The sequence below is a fragment of the Arthrobacter sp. M71 S08 genome (assembly GCF_059089725.1).
Window position 1 is genome coordinate 44,554 of record NZ_JBNHEY010000002.1, and the last position, 17,437, is coordinate 61,990.

Sequence of the window (17,437 nt, forward strand, 5' to 3'; positions counted from 1 at the left end):
CGCGCAGGCGTTTAGGCTTTTGAACGCTCGATGCAGGGCACTATTGCACCTTTTCAACGTAGCCTTGAATCAACGTAGCGGGCCGGCCGATACGCACGAAAGGGAAACCTCGTTATCCCTGCTCTTTCCAAACACAATGCCCTTAGCGGGCAACAATCGGGAGATCACCATGCGCAAAAACGTCTTGATGGCTGCGGCGGCCACCGCATTTTCAGCTTCACTGGTCCTGGCGGCACCGGCCTCCGCAGCTGTCACCTTCGATCCGGCCACCGGCACTGGTTTCGTCGGTAAGGGGGATGTACAGACTGCCTTTGTCTGGAACAACCAGCAGTTACAAAAGAACGCTTCCGGTGTCACCTTCTCCTATGAGTCGGAGGACACGTACGACGGCGTATGTGAGTGGGTTACAGGCGAGGGCAAGAAGGGCGAGAAAACCCACACCGTCTCCCACAAGGTGAGCACGGGCGTTGCAAGCTCCGTCGCCTATGATCTCCGGGTGAAGAACCAAATCACCGGCTTCAATCTCACCGGCTTGGGCAGTTCAACTTCCTCGGGCTCCGTTCCAGAGGTTGGCGGACCCTGCATGGGCAACGAAGGCCATGGTGGAACGTGGTCATCGGTCGTTCAGACAGGTTCCTCCGGCGGCCTCTACATCGGCTATCAAGGGGCTTCCGTACTGCTTCCTTAGCAGAGCGCGGTTTGGAGGGTGCGTGATCTTCGATGACGGATCGCGCACCCTTTGCTTACTGCTCGCTCAATATACGGAAGGCGCTCTGCCGGTCCTTCACCCGGAGCTTCCGCAGGACCGTTGACACATGCACCCGCACCGTCGTCGGAGAAACAAAGAGCTTCTTGGCGACGTCCTCGGTGCACAGTCCAGTGGCAAGAAGCTCCATGACCTCCCACTCGCGCGGGCTCAGTCTCGCCACGGCCGCCGGCTTCCAGCTCAAAGCCCTTCGGGCGGGTGCTTTGAACTCCTGCAGGATGCGGGTCACGAGTGCAGGGGACATCGCCGCTTCGCCGGAGAGGACCCCGCGTAGGACATCGGTCAGAGTCGCCGGGTCCGTGGTCTTGAGCAGATATCCGGACGCTCCTGCCCGCAAGGAATCGAAGAGATCCTCATCGTCCGCTGACTGGCTCAGCATGACGACCGCGGTTTCCGGCAGCGTCCTGCTGATCTGCTGGGCGGCCGAGATCCCGTTGCCGGGCATGTGGATGTCAAGCAAGGCCACGTCGGGGCGGTGCTCCAGTGCCAGCTCAACCGCCTCCCCGGCAGTGGCACCCTCCCCGCAAACCTGCCAGCCGCCCGTTTGGAGCGCCTCGCGGACCTTAGCCCGGATCCTGGCATGGTCATCGGCCATCACTACCCGTAAACGCTGCTGCTCTACCATGTCACCGTAACCACACTTCCTTCTCCCCGCCGGGACGTGATGTCAACGAACCCAGGCAGGGTTCGAGCCCTTTCCCGCATGCTGATCAACCCGTAGCCGGCATTGGCGCCCGTCGCACCGTCAACATCGAAACCCACGCCGTCGTCTTCAACAACCAGTTGCCGCCGGTCACGGTCCCTGCCCAACCGCAGGCTTACCTGCTCAGCGTGGCCGTGGCGCACTGCGTTTGCCACTGCCTCGCGGGTGATCCGCAGTAAGGTGTGCTGCTCCTCCGAATTTGCGTCGATGGAATCATCGACCTCGATGTCCAAATGCACGCGGTACCTTTGCGCCAGCTCTCGCGTTGTCCGGCGCAAAACGAAATCCAGCGACTCGTCCCCGCCATGGCCGAGGGCGTGGACGGCGGCACGGGCTTCGTCCAGAGCTCGATCGCAGGTAGCGAGGATCCGGGTCCGCGCCGGCGAATCGGACGGCAGGGAGTAACCTTCCATCCGGAGCAGAGCGAGCTCCTGGATGACACCATCATGCAGTTCGCGGGAGAGCCGCCTCCGGTCCTCCAGCATGGCAACCCGGGAAGACGCGTCCCAATATTGTTTGATCTCCCGGCTGGCGCCGATCAGCAACAAGACGTAGAAGCCGGTCCGCAGCAGGTCGCCGGTATAGAACCAATCCGTGTATAGCGAGGGAAACAGCGCGTAGTTGACGCGGGCGCACGCTGCAACGGCGCAAGCCGGGCCAAGCCAGTGCAGCAAGGGGTCGTCGCGGTTAGCCGCACGCCTCGTGAAGGCGACGGATGCCAGGAAAAAGCACAGAGCCGCCGCGGCTTGGGCTGCCAGAAACAGAAAGTGGACGGCAAACAGCGAAGGCTGCGTCGTTGCGTCCATGGAGCGGTCCAAGGCAGCGGGCAGGTGGCCCCTTACCGCCCACAGGGCCGCAGACCCCAAAATGACAAGACCTATTGGAATCGTCACCGTCCGCAGCCCCGAACGTGACGGTGACTCCCGGTTCGGGCTTACCAGGGCCGCGGTCGCGATGAGCGCTGCACCGATAGACCGGAGCGCAAGCGGAAGCCACACATCGAGGCTCCCCTCGCGGTCCCCTGTCAAGGAGGCCGTCAGCCACGACATGCCCGTTCCGGCGGCAGCCAGAAGCACGAGGCCTTGGGCGAGGAGCAAGTCCTGAAGCCTTCTCCGCCGCTTGAACCGGCCGGCAAGCAGGTATGCCACCAGCAAAGCCACGCACGCGTCCACAGAGTCCAGCACTAAGTGCACGGCAGGACTGCGGTAGCCAAACAGCACGTGGGGACTCCACACCACAAGGCCGGTAACGACGATCCCAACGGCCCACCCAGCCAGCGTCAGGCGAAGGGCGCGTCCCGGGCTTTCCCCACCAAGGCGTTCGTCACTCGACATCGGTCCCCCCACTCGGTCCGGGTGCATTGAGCCTCTCGGACTAGCCTCGATACCAGCTTCAGCGGTAGCGTCCGCCCACCATTCGTATCCTCCGCAGGTTGAAGGAACCTTGGGACCAACAGCACCCAACCGGGCATCCTCACGGATTGCCGCTGGTTGCCCGAGGGTCACCGGAAGATGTTGTATCCGCCCCAGCCTGAGCCGACGATGGTGCGCGTGCCCCACGCACCCCTGCTATAGGGGTAGTGGGCGAGCCTTCCGTCAGTCAGTCGGCTGATGACTCCCTGGCTTCCGCTGGTGAATGCCGCCACCGTGGTGATGCTGTCGACAGCGTTCCACCCGGTGCCTACCACGCGCCTGGGCTCGGTGAAGAAGGTGCCGGATCCCGTGGAGCGGTACAGCAGCAGATTGCCGTCGCTGCGCCTGGCGAGAAGGTCCTGCCTTCCGTCCTGGTCGAAGTCCACCATGGTGAGGTAGAGGCCGCCCCAGCTGGTTCCGATCTTGGTGCGCGGACTCAAGCCCTTTCCCGCGCCGTTGCCGTAGTACCAGAGAGTCCCTGCAGCGTCGTAGGCAACGATGCCCGGATACCGGTCGGCCGTGCGCCAGCTGCCGATTGTCAAGTGGTAGCTGCTCCATCCTGAACCGATGGCCTGGGCGGGCGCGAACCCTCCACCATGCTTCCCGGAGTAGAAACTCAGCCGGCCGTCCTTCCATTGCGCGATGATGTCGAAGACGCCGTCGCTGTTCCAGTCGGTCACGTACCCCTTCGACAGCCCGGACCAACCGGAACCGATCTTCTGCCGGGGCTGGAAGCCGCCCTGGCCTGTAGCCGGGTAATTCCACAGCACGCCGTCCGGCCCGGCCGCCACTATATCTGCGGCGCTGCCGATGCTCGGACGGAATGGAGCGGAAGCCGGTTGCTGCGAACCGATCTTGATCGTCGAGGCGACACTGGGCACGCCGTTGCCGTCCACGGCAAAGAGCAGGTAATTGCCCGGCACCAGCACGCCGGGATCCACCGGCAACGTTAGCGACGCTGTGTTGCCCGAAACCGCTGTCGCGGTCAGCGGAACCCGCCGTTGATCGGTGTTCACGGAGTGGGTCACCGTACCCATCCGCATCAGTGAGAACTCGGTGGTCGGCGCTCCAGTGGTCACCGCAATCGTGCTGCCGGGCGCGGCCGACGTCGGTGCGGATAAAATTTCCGGCCGGGTGCGCGGGCTGCCGTCTGCGTTCAGCAGGTAGGGCGGCGTGAAGATCTGTCCGTCCAAATTGTTTGTTGTGCAGTTGCCGCACAGTCCACCACCGCCGACAAAGACACGGCCATCCGGGAGCAGCAGGGCAACGCTGTGATAGGCGCGGGGGGTGGCCATCGAGGCGAGCGTGGTCCACAGTCCGGTCGCCGGGTTCCAGATTTCCGGAGCCCTCGGAGCAGGCCCGGCCTCACCACCGACCACCAACACTTGGCCATCGGGCAACGCGACTCCATTCGCGAACGTCCGGTTGACGGCCATGTTTGAGGTCCGGGCCGCGGTGACTCCGTTATTGATGTCGATCGTGTCCGCCCGCGCGGTGGCATTTATACCCGAGTAGGCAGGTGCTCCGCCCACGGTGAGAATCTTCCCGATGTCGTACATCACGGCGTTACCATTCATGGCGTCGGGGCTATCGGAGCGCAGACCCGCCGGGGTGATGCTGCCATTGCCTGTGGTGGAGATCCAGTTCATTTGGCGACTCGGCCCGGCGTGGAACACACGGCCGCCGGGGGCGGCAAACAACCAGGCATGATTGTCGGAACGGTATTCGCCCGCGGGATCAGCGGTCAGGATGCTGCCGGACAACACATTTGGCAGCCTTCGCCAGCCCCCGACGGCGGACCACACCTCGCCGTGCTTGTTGCCGACGCCGCCGGACCATGACCCGCCGATGGTAAACACCTCGCCGGTGGACGTGGTCACGTTGGACTGGTAACCGCGGGCGATCTGCATGGCTGGCCCCGCGGTCCAGCTGTTCGCCTCAGGGTTGTACAGCGAGGTCTTCGTGCTGTTACTGCCCCCGCTGACCATGATCCGCCCGTCCGGCAGCATCGACGTCCCGGGGCAGAACATGTCGTGACCGGTGTTGGACACCTGGGTCTGGCTCACCTCGCCGGTGGTGAGGTTCAGGATGGACGTCTGGGTATATCCCCTGGCCCCGCTGAACGTGGTGGGGGAGTAGGCGGACCAGGTCAGCAGTTTGTTGCCAGGCAGCAGCGCCGCCGCAGCCGGGACAAGCGGGAATTTGATCGTCGGGCCCCAGGATCCCTGCGACTCACTTGTCACAGCCTGAACCGTCAGGTTCGCGGTGGGTTCCTCGGACTCCGGGGCCGCATCCGAGACGACAGCCGGAGCCACCGGACCGTGCTCGTGTACTCCGGTCGCGCTCGAAGGCTCGGCCGAAGCCGTAGCCGACGCCCCGTATCCCGCGACCAGCAGGGAGACCATCACAACCGCAGATACAAGTCGAGACATCGGTGCGCCTCCGTCCGGATTCATCCCGCGCTTAGCAAAAGCTAACGCGGGCGCCATGGAGGAATCTTGGGACCGCTCACCTGGCTTCGCTCTCGACGGATACATCTTCGTCATCTTGGCGCCCACTACAGCTCGCCTGCCTACACTGTGCGTAGGTCATGAGCGCCAGCATTAAGCCCCGGCTTGCTGGCCGGCAACCCTCCATCCGCGGCGGGGTGCCCCGGGTGAGGACCTGGCTGTCCGGCGAAGGGCCGGATGGCAAGCGCGGCCCGTGGTGCTCCCAGCATGCCGGGCCAATAGTAGAGGAGCCTTGAATGTCCAACGGATGGTCCTTCGAAACACGCCAGATCCACGCCGGGCAGGAGCCTGACGCCACCACAGGTGCCCGGGCACTGCCCATCTACCAGACCACGTCCTTTGTATTCCCCAGCGCCGAAAGCGCCGCTAATCGCTTCGCGCTGGCCGAGCTGGCGCCCATCTACACGCGCATCGGCAATCCCACCCAGGACGCGGTGGAGCAGCGGATCGCGAGCCTGGAGGGCGGTTTGGCTGCCCTCCTGCTCAGCTCCGGGCAGGCGGCGGAAACCTTCGCGGTCCTGAATGTTGCCGAGGCTGGCGACCACATTGTCGCCAGCCCAAGCCTGTACGGCGGCACCTACAACCTGTTTGCCCACACGCTGAAGAAGTTCGGCATCTCCGTCACCTTCGTAGCGGACCCCGACAATCTCGACCAGTGGCGCGACGCCGTCCAGCCCAACACCAAGCTGTTCTTCGCCGAAGTTGTGTCGAATCCCCGTCAGGACGTCCTCGACATCGAGGGCGTTTCCCGCACTGCCCATGAGGCAGGAGTGCCGCTGATCGTGGACAACACACTGTCGACGCCGTACCTGATCCGCCCGCTCGAGTGGGGCGCGGACATCGTGGTCCACTCCGCGACCAAATACCTTGGCGGCCACGGCACAGCGATCGCCGGGGTAATCGTGGACTCCGGCAAGTTCGATTTCGGCAAGGACCCGGAGCGCTTCCCCGGCTTCAACACGCCGGACCCCACCTACAACGGGTTGGTCTACAGCCGTGACCTTGGGGAAGGCGGCGCCCTGGGTGCCAACCTGTCCTACATCATCAAGGCACGCGTTCAACTCCTGCGCGACCTGGGCTCAGCGGTGTCGCCCTTCAACGCCTTCCTGATCTCCCAGGGACTGGAGACGTTGAGCTTGCGGATGGAACGCCACGTCGCCAACGCGGGGGAAGTTGCCCGCTGGCTGGAGGCACGGGACGACGTCGAATCCGTCGCCTACGCCGGGCTTCCGTCAAGCCCGTGGTACGAGCGCGGTCGTCACTACGGACCCAAGGGGACCGGTGCCATTGTTTCCTTCAACCTGGCCGGCGGAGCCGAGGCCGGCAAGCGGTTTGTAGACGCGCTCGAGCTGCATTCACACGTCGCGAACATCGGAGACGTCCGGTCCCTGGTCATCCACCCGGCATCCACCACGCACAGCCAGCTCTCCCCGGAACAGCAGGTTGTCGCTGGTGTCGCGCCTGGTTTGGTCCGGCTCTCGGTGGGACTTGAGCATATTGACGACATTCTGGCGGATCTCGAGACCGGCTTCCGTGCGGCGAAGGGTGCAGCCAGCGCCGAGTAGTGAAAATTAGCGGCCGGTCAGGAGTCTTAGTCCCTGACCGGCCGCGGATTCGGCGCCTGTTACCGCGCTAAGCTGAAAGGCCTGCCACCACCGCGGACTGCTCGTTGTGCGTAAGGTAGCTGCGCTGAATGCTGATCTGGTCAGCGACATACTTGGCGTCATGCCACACGCCCCAGATGAAGCTCGATCCGCGGCGTGACTGCCAGGGTAGCCCAAGGAAGTAGATGCCGGGCTCAGTGGAAACCCCGCGCTGCTGCCGCGGACGGTCCTTCTCGTCGAATGCATCGACCTCCAGCCAGCTGTAGTCAACGGCGAAGCCCGTTGCCCAGATGATTGTGGTGACGCCGGCATCTGCAAGATCCAGTTCGAGGAGGGGATTGGATACGCTCTCCGGATCCGGTCGCAACTCGCGTGCCTCCGGCTCCTCGGGAAGATCAAGGCCGTTGCGCTCGACGTAGGCATCAGCCTCGTCCAGTAGCGCAAGGTAGTGCGCATCACCGTTAGCGATGTTGTCCCGAAGATCCTCGGCGAAGCGCAGGGTTCCCTTGTCGAAAGAGACGGTCCGGCCCGTCAGCTTGATGCCGTCGTCGGCGAGAGTGCGGAAATCGACGGTGTGGCCGCCGTCGGCCCCGCTCACCGCGATCGTCACATGCTCCGCGCCCTGTGGAGGAGCGGAAGCTTCCCACTTGTTGAGCACTCCGAGCCACCAGCAGAAGTCCCGTCCGCGGTAGCTTCGCGGGGGCCGGTCATGGGGACCCACTGACAGGTACACCTGGCGGCCTGACCGCTGGATCTCGGAGGCAATCTGGACGCCGGATGATCCGGCTCCCACCACAAGCACTGCACCTTCGGGCAGCTGGTCCGGGTTGCGGTACTTGCTCGAGTGCATCTGGGTCAAACCAGCGGTGTCGGGAACGACGGCGGGAATCACCGGACGCTGGAACGGCCCGGTAGCAGCCACCACGTAGCGTGCGGTGAAGTCTCCCGCCGACGTCGTCACCTTGAAACCGGGTGCGCCGACGTTCCGGCGCACGGACGTCACCTCCACACCACATCGGATCGGTGCTCCGATCTTCTCGGCGTAGGCGACAAAGTAATCTGCGACCTGCTCCTTGGAAGCGAAAGCTTCCGGCTCTACGCCGGAGAACGTCATGCCGGGGAAGCGGTCGTGCCAGGCTGGCCCGTTCGCAACCAGGGAGTCCCACCGTTCGGAGCGCCACCGCTCTGCGATGCGGTGTCGTTCCAGAACCAGGTGCGGAATTCCCTGCTCGCTCAGATGTTCGCTCATCGCGACGCCGGCTTGGCCTGCGCCTACAACGAGGACCTCAACCTCGGGGTTGGACATGTGGATCTCCTCTGCATGAGACGAACTGTGATTGGGGTGAGCGACATTCGAAGTTGTGCGCTCTGGTGCGATGACCGGCTCCATCAAATGGCTGCCGTTGCACCTCCTTGTCATCTCATTCTTGTCCGTGGTGTTTCATCTGCATAACTAATAAATCCGACCTTTTGAATCTGAAATTCAGATTCGACTGCTTGACTATAACGTTTGATCTAGTGCTCGCTCATACACCGTCTCGCCGCCAAGTATGGTCCTGGCCACTTGCACGCGATCGAAACCTTCGGGGCCCTCGATCCGGCCGGTAAGAACCACCAGATCGGCGAGTTTGCCCCGCTGTAAGCTTCCCAGCTCGCCTGCTGTCCCCGAAGCCTCGGCTGACCCAAGCGTGTACGCCCGAATGGCCTCATCAATACCAAGCTGTTCCTCCGGCTGGGCAGGCTCCCGCGATTCGGGATTCAGGGCGTGCACATCCTCTGAAGGAGCAGTGCGTGTGCACGCCGTGTGAAGGCCCCACAGCGGATCAGGGCTGGTCACCGGCCAGTCGCTGCCCATCGCGAGATGCGCGCCGGCGTCGCGAAGTGATGCGAAGGGGAAGTGGTATCGGGCCCGTTCCTCGCCAATAAGGGGAAACTTCCGCTCAAGAATCTCCTGGTCGTTCCGAGCCCACAGGGGTTGCAGGTTGGCTGTTACCTCGAGCTCGCCGAACCGGCCGAAGTCGGCTGGATCGACGACGTCAAGGTGCGCTATCTGGTGTCTTTGTCCCCTACCGTTCCGGCGGCGAGCGTGGGCCACGGCATCCAGGCATTCTCGGACCGCGCGGTCGCCGACTCCGTGAAAGTGGATGCTGAGCCCGGCGGCGTCGAGCTCTGCAGTAATTTCGCCGAGGTGCTCGGGGCTGATCACGGAATCACCGCGGGCTTCTGGATGCACGCCCCTGTACGGCTCGATAAGTGCGGCTGTGCAGTTTTCACAGATGCCGTCCTGCATAATCTTCACGCTATGCACGTTGAAGCCAGCCTCACCGCTCGCCCTTAGCCGTTCGAGCATCTCTGGGACGTACTCGGGTCCGGCTGTTGGAGGCCACCACATGGACCCCGTCACCCGTGCGCGCAGGGAACCGTCAATGATGGTTTCGATGTAGGCAGGAAGGGAGTCGGGCAGGGTCAGGTAGGCACCGAGGATTGCATCATGCCACGAGGTGATCCCAAGGGAGAACAGGTGCTGTTGAGCCGTCAGTAGCCCTTGGCGGAGATCCTCTGGACGGAGAGGAGGGATGAGCCTGGAGACGAGCTCGCCCGCTGCATCCATAAGCACGCCTGCTGCCTCGCCGTGTGAGTCCCGGACGATTCGACCTGCCGCAGGATCAGGCGTGTTCCTGTCGATGCCCGCTCGGCGAAGAGCTTCGGTGTTCACCCAAACGCCATGTGCATCGTGGCTTGTGAAGACAGCGGGCCGATCCGGCACCAGTTCGTCGAGCAGATGCCGGGACGGTAGGCCGCCGGGAAACACGTCACCGAACCAACCGGACCCCACCACCCATTCGCCGACATGGTTCGACGCGAAGGCACGAATGAGGCCGGCGTATCCCTCGAGTGAGTGCGCGGCGTCGAGATTGCATCCAAGTAGCGCAAGTCCACCCGCTTGTGCGTGGATGTGCGCATCATGGAAACCTGGCAGGACAGCCGCACCTGCGGCTGCGATCAGTTGAGTCTCGGAACCGGCAAGCGGGAGGATCTCATCGTCGCTGCCGACTGCGGTAATCCTCCCATCAGTGACGGCTAGCGCGGTGGCGCGGCTGCGGTCAGGGGACCACAGCTGCGCGCCGGTAATGACGAGGCTCGGAGAGCTCACTGCACCCCCACTGCGGTGATCGCGGAACGCTTCCAAAAACCATAAACGATTGCTGGTACCGCGAACCCAACCATCCACGCAACATCGACGAAACCGAGCGGCTCCGCAAATGGCCCGGTGTACATCGTGGTCACCATGAAAGGAATCTGCACGAGGATGCCGACGAGGTAACTCACGAGTCCGATCCTGTCCCAACGACCGTAGATCCCTCCGTCACGCCGGAACATTTCATCCACCGCGTAGTGACCCTTCCGCAGGATGAAGTAGTCAACCAGGTTGATCGCCGACCAGGGAATGAGGACGTACAGCAGGATGGTGACAAAGTTGCCGAAGATGACCAGGAAGTCATCCTTTCCCAGCAGCGCTCCGAGCATGGCAAGAAGTGCATAAGCAACTGTCATGACAACGCGCTTGACCGTATCGATACGAATTTTGGATGAGAGGGTCTCGAATACGGTCAGAGAGCACATCACACCGGAGTAGATGTTGGACGAGTTCATCACCGCCGAGGCGATTCCGAACGCAAAGAGCACTATCGGACCGAATCCTCCGAGCAGTCCGCCAAGCGCAGCCATGGCGTCACCGTCGGTGGTCGTGAGGCCGACGAACGCACCGAGGATCATTACCAGCACTGTGCCGATGACGAGACCGAGGTAGGTGGCCCAGAACGCCTGCTTTGCTCCGCCCTCGCGTGGCATGTATCGCGAGTAGTCGGAGACGTAGGGTGCATAGGCAAGCTGCCAGGTGACGCCGATAGCGAGCATTCCGAAGAAGCCGGCCGCGGTGAAGCCGAGGTCGCTTTGCACTGCAAAGGTCGCAGGGTTCGACGCCGCGATGAAGATGGAGATCACTACGAGTACCCCGACGACGACGGAGAACATGCCCATCAGCTTGCGCACAAGGTCGTAACCAAAGATTGCGACGGCGAGAGCGATCACGGCACAGACAATGATCCCGGCGTTGATCGAGTCACTCTGGAAAACCGCCGCGAAGCTCTGCGCCGCAACGACGAGGTTGGAAGCGAAGAAACCAAGGAACATGATGAGCGCGATGAGCGCGAGGATGCTTCCGCCGAAGTAGCCGAACTGCCCACGGGCTTGAAGCATCTGCGGAATTCCCAGCTGGGGTCCCTGGGAAGCGTGCAAGGCAGCCCCTAACCCACCGATGACATTGCCGATAATTACCGCAGTGATGGTCCAGCCGAGGGACAGACCGAACAGCGTCGGCCCGAGCGCGCCGGTGACGACCGTTAGCGGAAGCATGTTGATTCCGAGCCATACGAAGAACAATCCTCGCGTGGTGCCGTGTCGTTCATCCAGGGGAATCGGGCGGATATGACGGCGTTCGAAGGTGACCCCTTTTGTGGCCCTGTTTGAGCGGGAGTTCTTGAGTGTGTCAAGCATGAGTGCACTCCTTCGTGCGATGAGTTGCGGACGATTGGTGGACCGGTTGAGTCAGACGCCGGACGTGAACGGCTCGTTCTCGGCTACAGCGGCGTCGCGAGGGGCCACAGCGTCACGGACCTTCTTGCCCCGGACATACCCCACGATTCCCAGGGCGAGGATGCAGCCGAGCGTACCGAGGGCGAACGCTTCGAAGGTGAATTGGGAGACGCCCCAGATCTCTTCGAAGTTGTATTCCAGGCCGAAGAGAACATCGAGCGTGCCGGGGAAGATCGCAACCCATGAGCCGATCAGGATCCAGCCGAAGCAGATGGCGCCGAGCACCTTGAATCCGGTATCGGAGACAGGGACCTTGAATGGGCGATAGGTAGTCGGGTACTTGGTGCGGAGCTTCACTGCGGCCGGGATAGCCAGCAGGTAGCTGAGCAGGAAGGTGGAGATCGCGATGGTCAGCACCACTCCGAACAGGGCGCTGCTGGTACCGGTCAGTTGCATTGCAGCGAGCATGAACAGAGTCGCCACTACGCCTGACAACGTGTTGACGCGGATAGGGGTGCCCAGCTTGGGGTGGAAGTAACCGAAGAAGCCTCCGAAAAAGGAACCATCGGCGGCGGCCATCGCCTGCATGCGGTCGCTGATGATCATCCACGCGGCGCCTTGGGAAACGAGCACGAAGCAGAAGACCATCGCGGAGATCGCCAACATCATCTCGGCGGCAGGACCGAAGACCGTGTAGACGGTGGCAATCGCACCGAACAATCCGCCGATGCCTGTGATCTGGTCCACCGGAACCACCAGCAGGATGGCAAGGATCGGCAGGAGGTAGCTGGCGGCCGCGATCACCGAGGAACGGGCGACAGAAATGGGAACGTCCTTGGCGGGGTTCTTCATTTCCCCGGCTGCACTGTTGCCTGACTCGAAGCCCAGGAAGGAGAAGAGCAGCAACGGTGTTACGCCGAGGAACCCGGCCAACGTGGGGGAGAAGAACCCGAGATCCAGTCCGTTGAACCCGTGCTGGAACCCGTACACGATGGTGACCAGGATGAAGAAGGTCAGGAAGAGCACCTTGAGGATGGCTCCCAGCGAAGGCAGCCACTTGCCATGCTTCAGACTAATGATGGCTGAGGTCACGGTGATCCAGATGAAGACCAGCTTGAAGATGTAGTCGCCTGCGCTGCCGGCCTCGATGTGGCCGACGTATTCGGACCAGGTTTCCACTGCGACGAATGCCATCGCTCCGCCGACCCAAACCGGCTGCGTCACCCAGGTGAACAGCGACGTGATTGCGGCGACCACACGGCCGAACGCCATCTTCGTCCAGACGTACACCCCTCCCTCCTCAGTGAAGGCGCCGCCGGTCTCCGCGAAGATGAGGCCGTAGGGAATCATGAAGGTCACAGCCAAGATGAGCGTCCAGGTGAAGGTCTCTCCGCCGAAGCCGGAGACCTGTCCCAGGACCTCGACGGAGATTACTGCAGCGACAACCAGCAGCAGGATGTCGAAGCGGCCGAGCGATTTCTGCAGATGCTTGCTTTGTTCCTCCGCGAGGCGGGTTTTGCCTACTGGCTGATCCATGATCGGTCCTTTGCTCTTGCTAAGTTTGCTACTGCGCGCAAAACGGGCGGGAAGGGTGCCGTCGTTCGCCGTGTCTTACGGGTGCCGGCGTCATCACTGCCAGAAGCGTAGGCCTGTGAACTGCATCACGTACACCATTGAATACCGATACTCTTCATCACTTCATCAGATGAATGTCGTCAGCCGAACTGGATCCATGTCGTCTTTGGCGCGGTGTAGTTGTCGAAGGCGTGCAACGACAGGTCACGCCCGAACCCTGACTGCTTGAATCCGCCGAACGGTGTGGTGTTGCCGAGTGCATCAACCGTGTTCACCGACACGGTGCCGGCGAGCAGGTCACCGGCTACACGGTGGGCACGTGACAGGTTCGAGGTCCACACGGACGCGGCCAGGCCGTAGTCTGTCGCGTTGGCCAGCGACACCGCTTCAGCTTCCGTGTCGAAGGCGTGCAGCACCGCCACGGGGCCGAAGATCTCGTCCCGATGGACGTCATGGTTCGCAGGCAGGCCGCCCAGCAGGGTCGGTTCCAGGTAAGCGTTCGAGCCGCGGATCTCCCGGCGCTCGCCGCCGAAAAGTACCCCGCCGTCGGTGCGGCCGCGAACAATCCAGCCCTCGACGTCGTCCGTGTGTGCACCGCTGATCAGGGAACCGTTCCCCTCAAGGCCGGCCAACGGATCCGCTGCCCGATAGTCGGCCGCTGCGTCGGCCAGCAGCGATGCGAACTCGTCGTGGATCTCCCGCTGAACCAGGATGCGCGAGTTGGCGGAGCACACCTGGCCCTGGTTGTAGAAGGCACCGAATGCGGCTTTGGCAGCAGCTGTGACGAGGTCCGCAGTATCGGCGAAGATGAGATTCGAGCTCTTCCCGCCGGCCTCAAGACTCAGTCGCTTCAGGTTGCTCTTCCCGGACGCCTCAAGCAGAGTGCGCGAAACCGCGGTGGACCCGGTGAACGCCAGGGCATCGACATCCATGTGGTGCGCCAGCGCAGCACCCACCTCCCTGCCGCTACCCGTGATGATGTTCAGGACACCGTCGGGAAGTCCGGCCTCGGCGGCCAGTTCCGCCACCCGCAGCACGCTCAGCGACGTCTGTTCAGCGGGCTTGAGCACCATGGTGTTACCGGCAGCAAGAGCGGGGGCGATCTTCCAGATCGCAATCTCCAGAGGAAAATTCCAGGGCACGACGGCGGCCACTACGCCCAGCGGCTCCCGTGTCACCAGCGCTGTGGCTCCGGGAGGGACGGCCGGCAACTCACCGCTCTGCTTGTCCGCCGCCTCGGCATACCACCGGAGGGTGGAGATGGCGCCGGGAACGTCCACCGTCGTCGTCTGCAGGATGGGCTTGCCGCTGTCGAGGGTTTCCAGGAGCGCCAGTTCGTCGGCGTGCCGCTCCATCAGGGCAGCGACTGCAAGCAGGGTCTCCTTCCGTTGTTCTGCACCCCTGCGGGACCAGGACGGGAAGGCGCGTCGGGCGGCCGTGACCGCAATGTCGACGTCGGCACCGCGGCACGCGGCGAGCTCGGCCAGGGTGCGGCCGTTAACCGGGCTGATGGTGGCGCGGGTGAGCTGACCGCTTGCCGATACGCGGCGGCCGTTGATGAATGCGCGGCCGTCAATGGCCAGCGCGTCGGCACGGCTCTGCCAGTCGGTGGAAAGGGTGGTGCTGGTATTCACGGGGTCTCCTTGAGGTTGGGTCAATGAAGGGCGTTGATGGACTACAGCGGCTGTGCTGCCATCCAGGCTTGTGTGGACGAAGGTTTGTGGTGACTGAGCCGCAGCGCGGTGGAGGCCAGCATCAGGCACAGGAGTTCCACGCCGAGCAGTGCGAGCATCGCGACACCGTGAGCTGCTCCTGCTCCGTGGGCACTTCCGTGATGCGAACCCGTCCCAGGCAGGGCGAGAACGGTCAGATGGATCAGGATCATGGCGGCACCCATACCCAGCAGGTGTTCGGCCGCGCGTGGGGAGCAGCGTCGACCCATCACCATCGGAGCGGCGCAGGCCAGGCAAAGGATGGTCATCGCAGCCATCCACCACGCCATCGGACCGGCCGGTCCGGTGACAGCTGCAAGCGCATGAGCGGCGGAACTTATCGCTACCGCGGTACTGACGAGGATGACTTGGATTCGTCGAGTCGCCAGGCGAGCAGGGCGCGACTGAGTAGACGGGTGCATTTCCCTCCTGACTTTTCGGCTGCCTAACCCGTGGGCTTTACGGCGGGCCTGTGAGGTGCGTAACATCGCACTGTTGGTTGAACAGTTGTACCACCAAAACCCGACTTTCAGGAAGTGTCATGACCCTTGAGACGCCCACTCTGGCTGCAGTGACGCAGCACCCTCTCGATCAGCTCGCCGCTGAGGAGATCCGCGAAGCCCGCCGTATCCTCGCGGATGCCGGTCTGGTCGCGGAGACGACCCGGTTTGCCTACCTGGGCCTGATAGAGCCCCCGAAGGCCGCCGTCGAGGACGAAGACGTCGACCGCACCGTCCGGGCCATGCTCTGGGACGCCGCACTCTCGCGCTCCCTGGATGTGCGCCTGTCCCTAACCAGCGGCCGGGTTCTCGACCAGCGCGAGCTGAACCCCGCCGTCGACGGCCAACTCCCGGTCCTCCTCGAGGAATTCGAGCTCATCGAGGACATTCTCGCCAAGGATCCCGAATGGAATGCCTCTCTCGCCGCGCGGGGGCTCACGCCGGAGCAGGTCCGGGTGGCACCGCTGTCAGCAGGCGTCTTCGAGTACGAGAACGAGACGGGCAAGCGGCTGCTGCGCGGCCTGGGATTCCGGCAGGACCACGCGAGTGACCACCCCTGGGCTCATCCCATCGACGGTCTCGTGGCGTTCGTCGATGTGGAGAACCGCCGGGTGGATCACCTGATTGACGACGGCCCCGTCGCCGTCCCCGAGGTGAACGGCAACTACACCGAGCCGGCGATCCACGGTGAACTCCGCACTGATCTGAAGCCGATCGAGATCACGCAGCCCGAAGGCCCCAGTTTCACGGTCGAGGGCAACCTTCTCACCTGGGCCGGCTGGGACCTGCGGGTGGGATTCGACGCTCGCGAAGGGCTGGTCCTCCAGCAGCTCCACCACACACACAACGGACGACGGCGCCCGCTGGTCCACCGCGCGTCGATCTCGGAAATGGTGGTTCCCTACGGCGACCCTTCGCCGTACCGGAGCTGGCAAAACTACTTCGACTCAGGTGAATACCTGGTCGGACGCGACGCCAACTCGCTCAAGCTCGGCTGTGACTGCCTGGGCGAGATCACGTACATGTCGCCAATCGTCGCCGACGACTTCGGGAATCCTCGCACCATCGAGAATGGCATCTGCATTCACGAGGAGGACGCCGGCATCCTCTGGAAGCACACCGACGAGTGGGCCAATTCCAACGAGGTTCGCCGCAACCGCCGCCTCGTGGTCTCGTTCTTCACCACTGTCGGCAACTACGACTACGGCTTCTACTGGTACCTCTACCTGGACGGCACCATCGAGTTCGAGGCCAAGGCAACCGGCATCGTCTTCACCGCCGCCCTTCCCGACAAGGACTACCCGTACGCCTCGGAAATCGCTCCGGGCCTCGGAGCGCCCTACCACCAGCACCTCTTCAGCGCACGGCTGGACATGATGATCGACGGCGCTGCCAACCGTGTCGAGGAGCTGGACCTGGTGCGCCTGCCGAAGAGCACGGCCAATCCGCACGGCAATGCCTTCACGCAGAAGCGCACGCTGTTGGCCCGTGAATCCGAAGCGGTCCGCGACGCCGACGGCAGCAAGGGCCGCGTCTGGCACATCAGCAACCCGGAGTCGCTGAACCAGCTTGGGCATCCGGTGGGCTACACGCTCTACCCGGAGGGTGGTCCCACGCTCGCGATGGCGGATGATTCCTCGATCGCTTCGCGGGCGGCTTTTGCGCGCCACCACCTCTGGGTCACCCGTCATGCGGAGGACGAACTGTACGCGGCCGGAGACTTCGTGAACCAGCATCCCGGTGGAGCGGGCCTCCCGGCCTACGTGGCGCAGGACCGCGACATCGACGGCCAGGACCTGGTGGTGTGGCACTCCTTCGGATTGACCCACTTTCCGCGCCCGGAGGACTGGCCGATCATGCCCGTGGACACGACAGGCTTCAAGCTGAAGCCGCACGGTTTTTTCGACGTGAATCCCACACTGAATGTGCCGCCGTCGTCCTCGGGGCATTGCGCCAGCGGAAGCGGAGCTGGTAGCACAGCCGCGGGCACCGGCGGGCACTCCGATGCGGGCGGCTGCCACTAGCACCGAGCCACCGCGGGGAAGCATTCCCCGCGGTG

12 protein-coding genes and 1 riboswitch are annotated in these 17,437 nt (G+C 63.3%); of the genes, 3 read left to right on the plus strand and 9 right to left on the minus strand.

Going from position 1 to position 17,437, the window contains the following annotated elements:
- Positions 1 to 64: 64 nt before the first annotated feature.
- On the plus strand, positions 65 to 688 hold the full coding sequence (locus AC5RTB_RS04100; RefSeq protein WP_494059814.1) for a hypothetical protein: 624 nt from the start codon (positions 65 to 67) through the stop codon (positions 686 to 688).
- A gap of 55 nt (positions 689 to 743) precedes the next feature.
- On the opposite strand, the gene AC5RTB_RS04105 is transcribed toward AC5RTB_RS04100, so the two are convergent.
- From AC5RTB_RS04105 to AC5RTB_RS04115, 3 genes are all read right to left on the minus strand, one after another.
- Entirely contained in the window at positions 744 to 1,391 is a 648-nt protein-coding gene (locus AC5RTB_RS04105) for a response regulator (RefSeq protein ID WP_494059815.1), read from the minus strand.
- On the minus strand, positions 1,385 to 2,803 hold the full coding sequence (locus AC5RTB_RS04110; RefSeq protein WP_494059816.1) for a sensor histidine kinase: 1,419 nt from the start codon (positions 2,801 to 2,803) through the stop codon (positions 1,385 to 1,387). Before AC5RTB_RS04110 ends, AC5RTB_RS04105 begins: the two co-directional genes overlap by 7 nt.
- 167 nt (positions 2,804 to 2,970) lie before the next feature.
- A complete protein-coding gene (locus tag AC5RTB_RS04115) occupies positions 2,971 to 5,313 on the minus strand; it encodes a galactose oxidase-like domain-containing protein (protein WP_494059817.1) in 2,343 nt (780 codons plus the stop codon).
- Positions 5,314 to 5,467: 154 nt separating this feature from the next.
- A riboswitch (SAM riboswitch) is annotated at positions 5,468 to 5,584 on the plus strand.
- A gap of 43 nt (positions 5,585 to 5,627) precedes the next feature.
- On the opposite strand from AC5RTB_RS04115, the gene AC5RTB_RS04120 reads away from it, so the two are divergent.
- The gene (locus AC5RTB_RS04120) at positions 5,628 to 6,956 is read left to right on the plus strand and encodes a bifunctional o-acetylhomoserine/o-acetylserine sulfhydrylase (protein ID WP_494059818.1); all 1,329 of its coding nucleotides are present in this window, start codon (positions 5,628 to 5,630) and stop codon (positions 6,954 to 6,956) included.
- A gap of 67 nt (positions 6,957 to 7,023) precedes the next feature.
- On the opposite strand, the gene AC5RTB_RS04125 is transcribed toward AC5RTB_RS04120, so the two are convergent.
- The 6 genes from AC5RTB_RS04125 to AC5RTB_RS04150 all read right to left on the minus strand — a co-directional run bounded on the left by AC5RTB_RS04125 (position 7,024) and on the right by AC5RTB_RS04150 (position 15,300).
- Positions 7,024 to 8,301, minus strand: coding sequence for a flavin-containing monooxygenase (locus AC5RTB_RS04125; RefSeq protein WP_494059819.1), 1,278 nt, complete (start codon positions 8,299 to 8,301; stop codon positions 7,024 to 7,026).
- A gap of 195 nt (positions 8,302 to 8,496) precedes the next feature.
- Entirely contained in the window at positions 8,497 to 10,149 is a 1,653-nt protein-coding gene (locus AC5RTB_RS04130; protein WP_494059820.1) for an amidohydrolase, read from the minus strand.
- Positions 10,146 to 11,552, minus strand: coding sequence for a purine-cytosine permease family protein (locus AC5RTB_RS04135; protein WP_494059821.1), 1,407 nt, complete (start codon positions 11,550 to 11,552; stop codon positions 10,146 to 10,148). The genes AC5RTB_RS04130 and AC5RTB_RS04135 overlap by 4 nt, the downstream gene beginning before the upstream one ends.
- 51 nt (positions 11,553 to 11,603) lie before the next feature.
- Positions 11,604 to 13,127 (minus strand): APC family permease, encoded by a 1,524-nt coding sequence (locus AC5RTB_RS04140; RefSeq protein WP_494059822.1) that lies wholly within the window; start codon positions 13,125 to 13,127, stop codon positions 11,604 to 11,606.
- 179 nt (positions 13,128 to 13,306) lie between these two features.
- On the minus strand, positions 13,307 to 14,800 hold the full coding sequence (locus AC5RTB_RS04145; protein WP_494059823.1) for an aldehyde dehydrogenase family protein: 1,494 nt from the start codon (positions 14,798 to 14,800) through the stop codon (positions 13,307 to 13,309).
- 41 nt (positions 14,801 to 14,841) lie between these two features.
- Positions 14,842 to 15,300, minus strand: coding sequence for a hypothetical protein (locus AC5RTB_RS04150; RefSeq protein WP_494059824.1), 459 nt, complete (start codon positions 15,298 to 15,300; stop codon positions 14,842 to 14,844).
- Positions 15,301 to 15,419: 119 nt separating this feature from the next.
- Here AC5RTB_RS04150 and AC5RTB_RS04155 point away from each other — a divergent pair, with 119 nt between their 5' ends.
- Entirely contained in the window at positions 15,420 to 17,402 is a 1,983-nt protein-coding gene (locus tag AC5RTB_RS04155) for a primary-amine oxidase (protein WP_494059825.1), read from the plus strand.
- Positions 17,403 to 17,437: the final 35 nt, after the last annotated feature.

Bases quoted from the DNA above. Each gene is read 5' to 3' on its own strand.
- AC5RTB_RS04115 (WP_494059817.1), bottom strand. From the start codon at position 5,313: ATGTCTCGACTTGTATCTGCGGTTGTGATGGTCTCCCTGCTGGTCGCG.
- AC5RTB_RS04135 (WP_494059821.1), bottom strand. From the start codon at position 11,552: ATGCTTGACACACTCAAGAACTCCCGCTCAAACAGGGCCACAAAAGGG.
- AC5RTB_RS04150 (WP_494059824.1), bottom strand. From the start codon at position 15,300: ATGCACCCGTCTACTCAGTCGCGCCCTGCTCGCCTGGCGACTCGACGA.
- AC5RTB_RS04155 (WP_494059825.1), top strand. From the start codon at position 15,420: ATGACCCTTGAGACGCCCACTCTGGCTGCAGTGACGCAGCACCCTCTC.
- AC5RTB_RS04140 (WP_494059822.1), bottom strand. From the start codon at position 13,127: ATGGATCAGCCAGTAGGCAAAACCCGCCTCGCGGAGGAACAAAGCAAG.
- AC5RTB_RS04125 (WP_494059819.1), bottom strand. From the start codon at position 8,301: ATGTCCAACCCCGAGGTTGAGGTCCTCGTTGTAGGCGCAGGCCAAGCC.
- AC5RTB_RS04110 (WP_494059816.1), bottom strand. From the start codon at position 2,803: ATGTCGAGTGACGAACGCCTTGGTGGGGAAAGCCCGGGACGCGCCCTT.
- AC5RTB_RS04120 (WP_494059818.1), top strand. From the start codon at position 5,628: ATGTCCAACGGATGGTCCTTCGAAACACGCCAGATCCACGCCGGGCAG.
- AC5RTB_RS04105 (WP_494059815.1), bottom strand. From the start codon at position 1,391: ATGGTAGAGCAGCAGCGTTTACGGGTAGTGATGGCCGATGACCATGCC.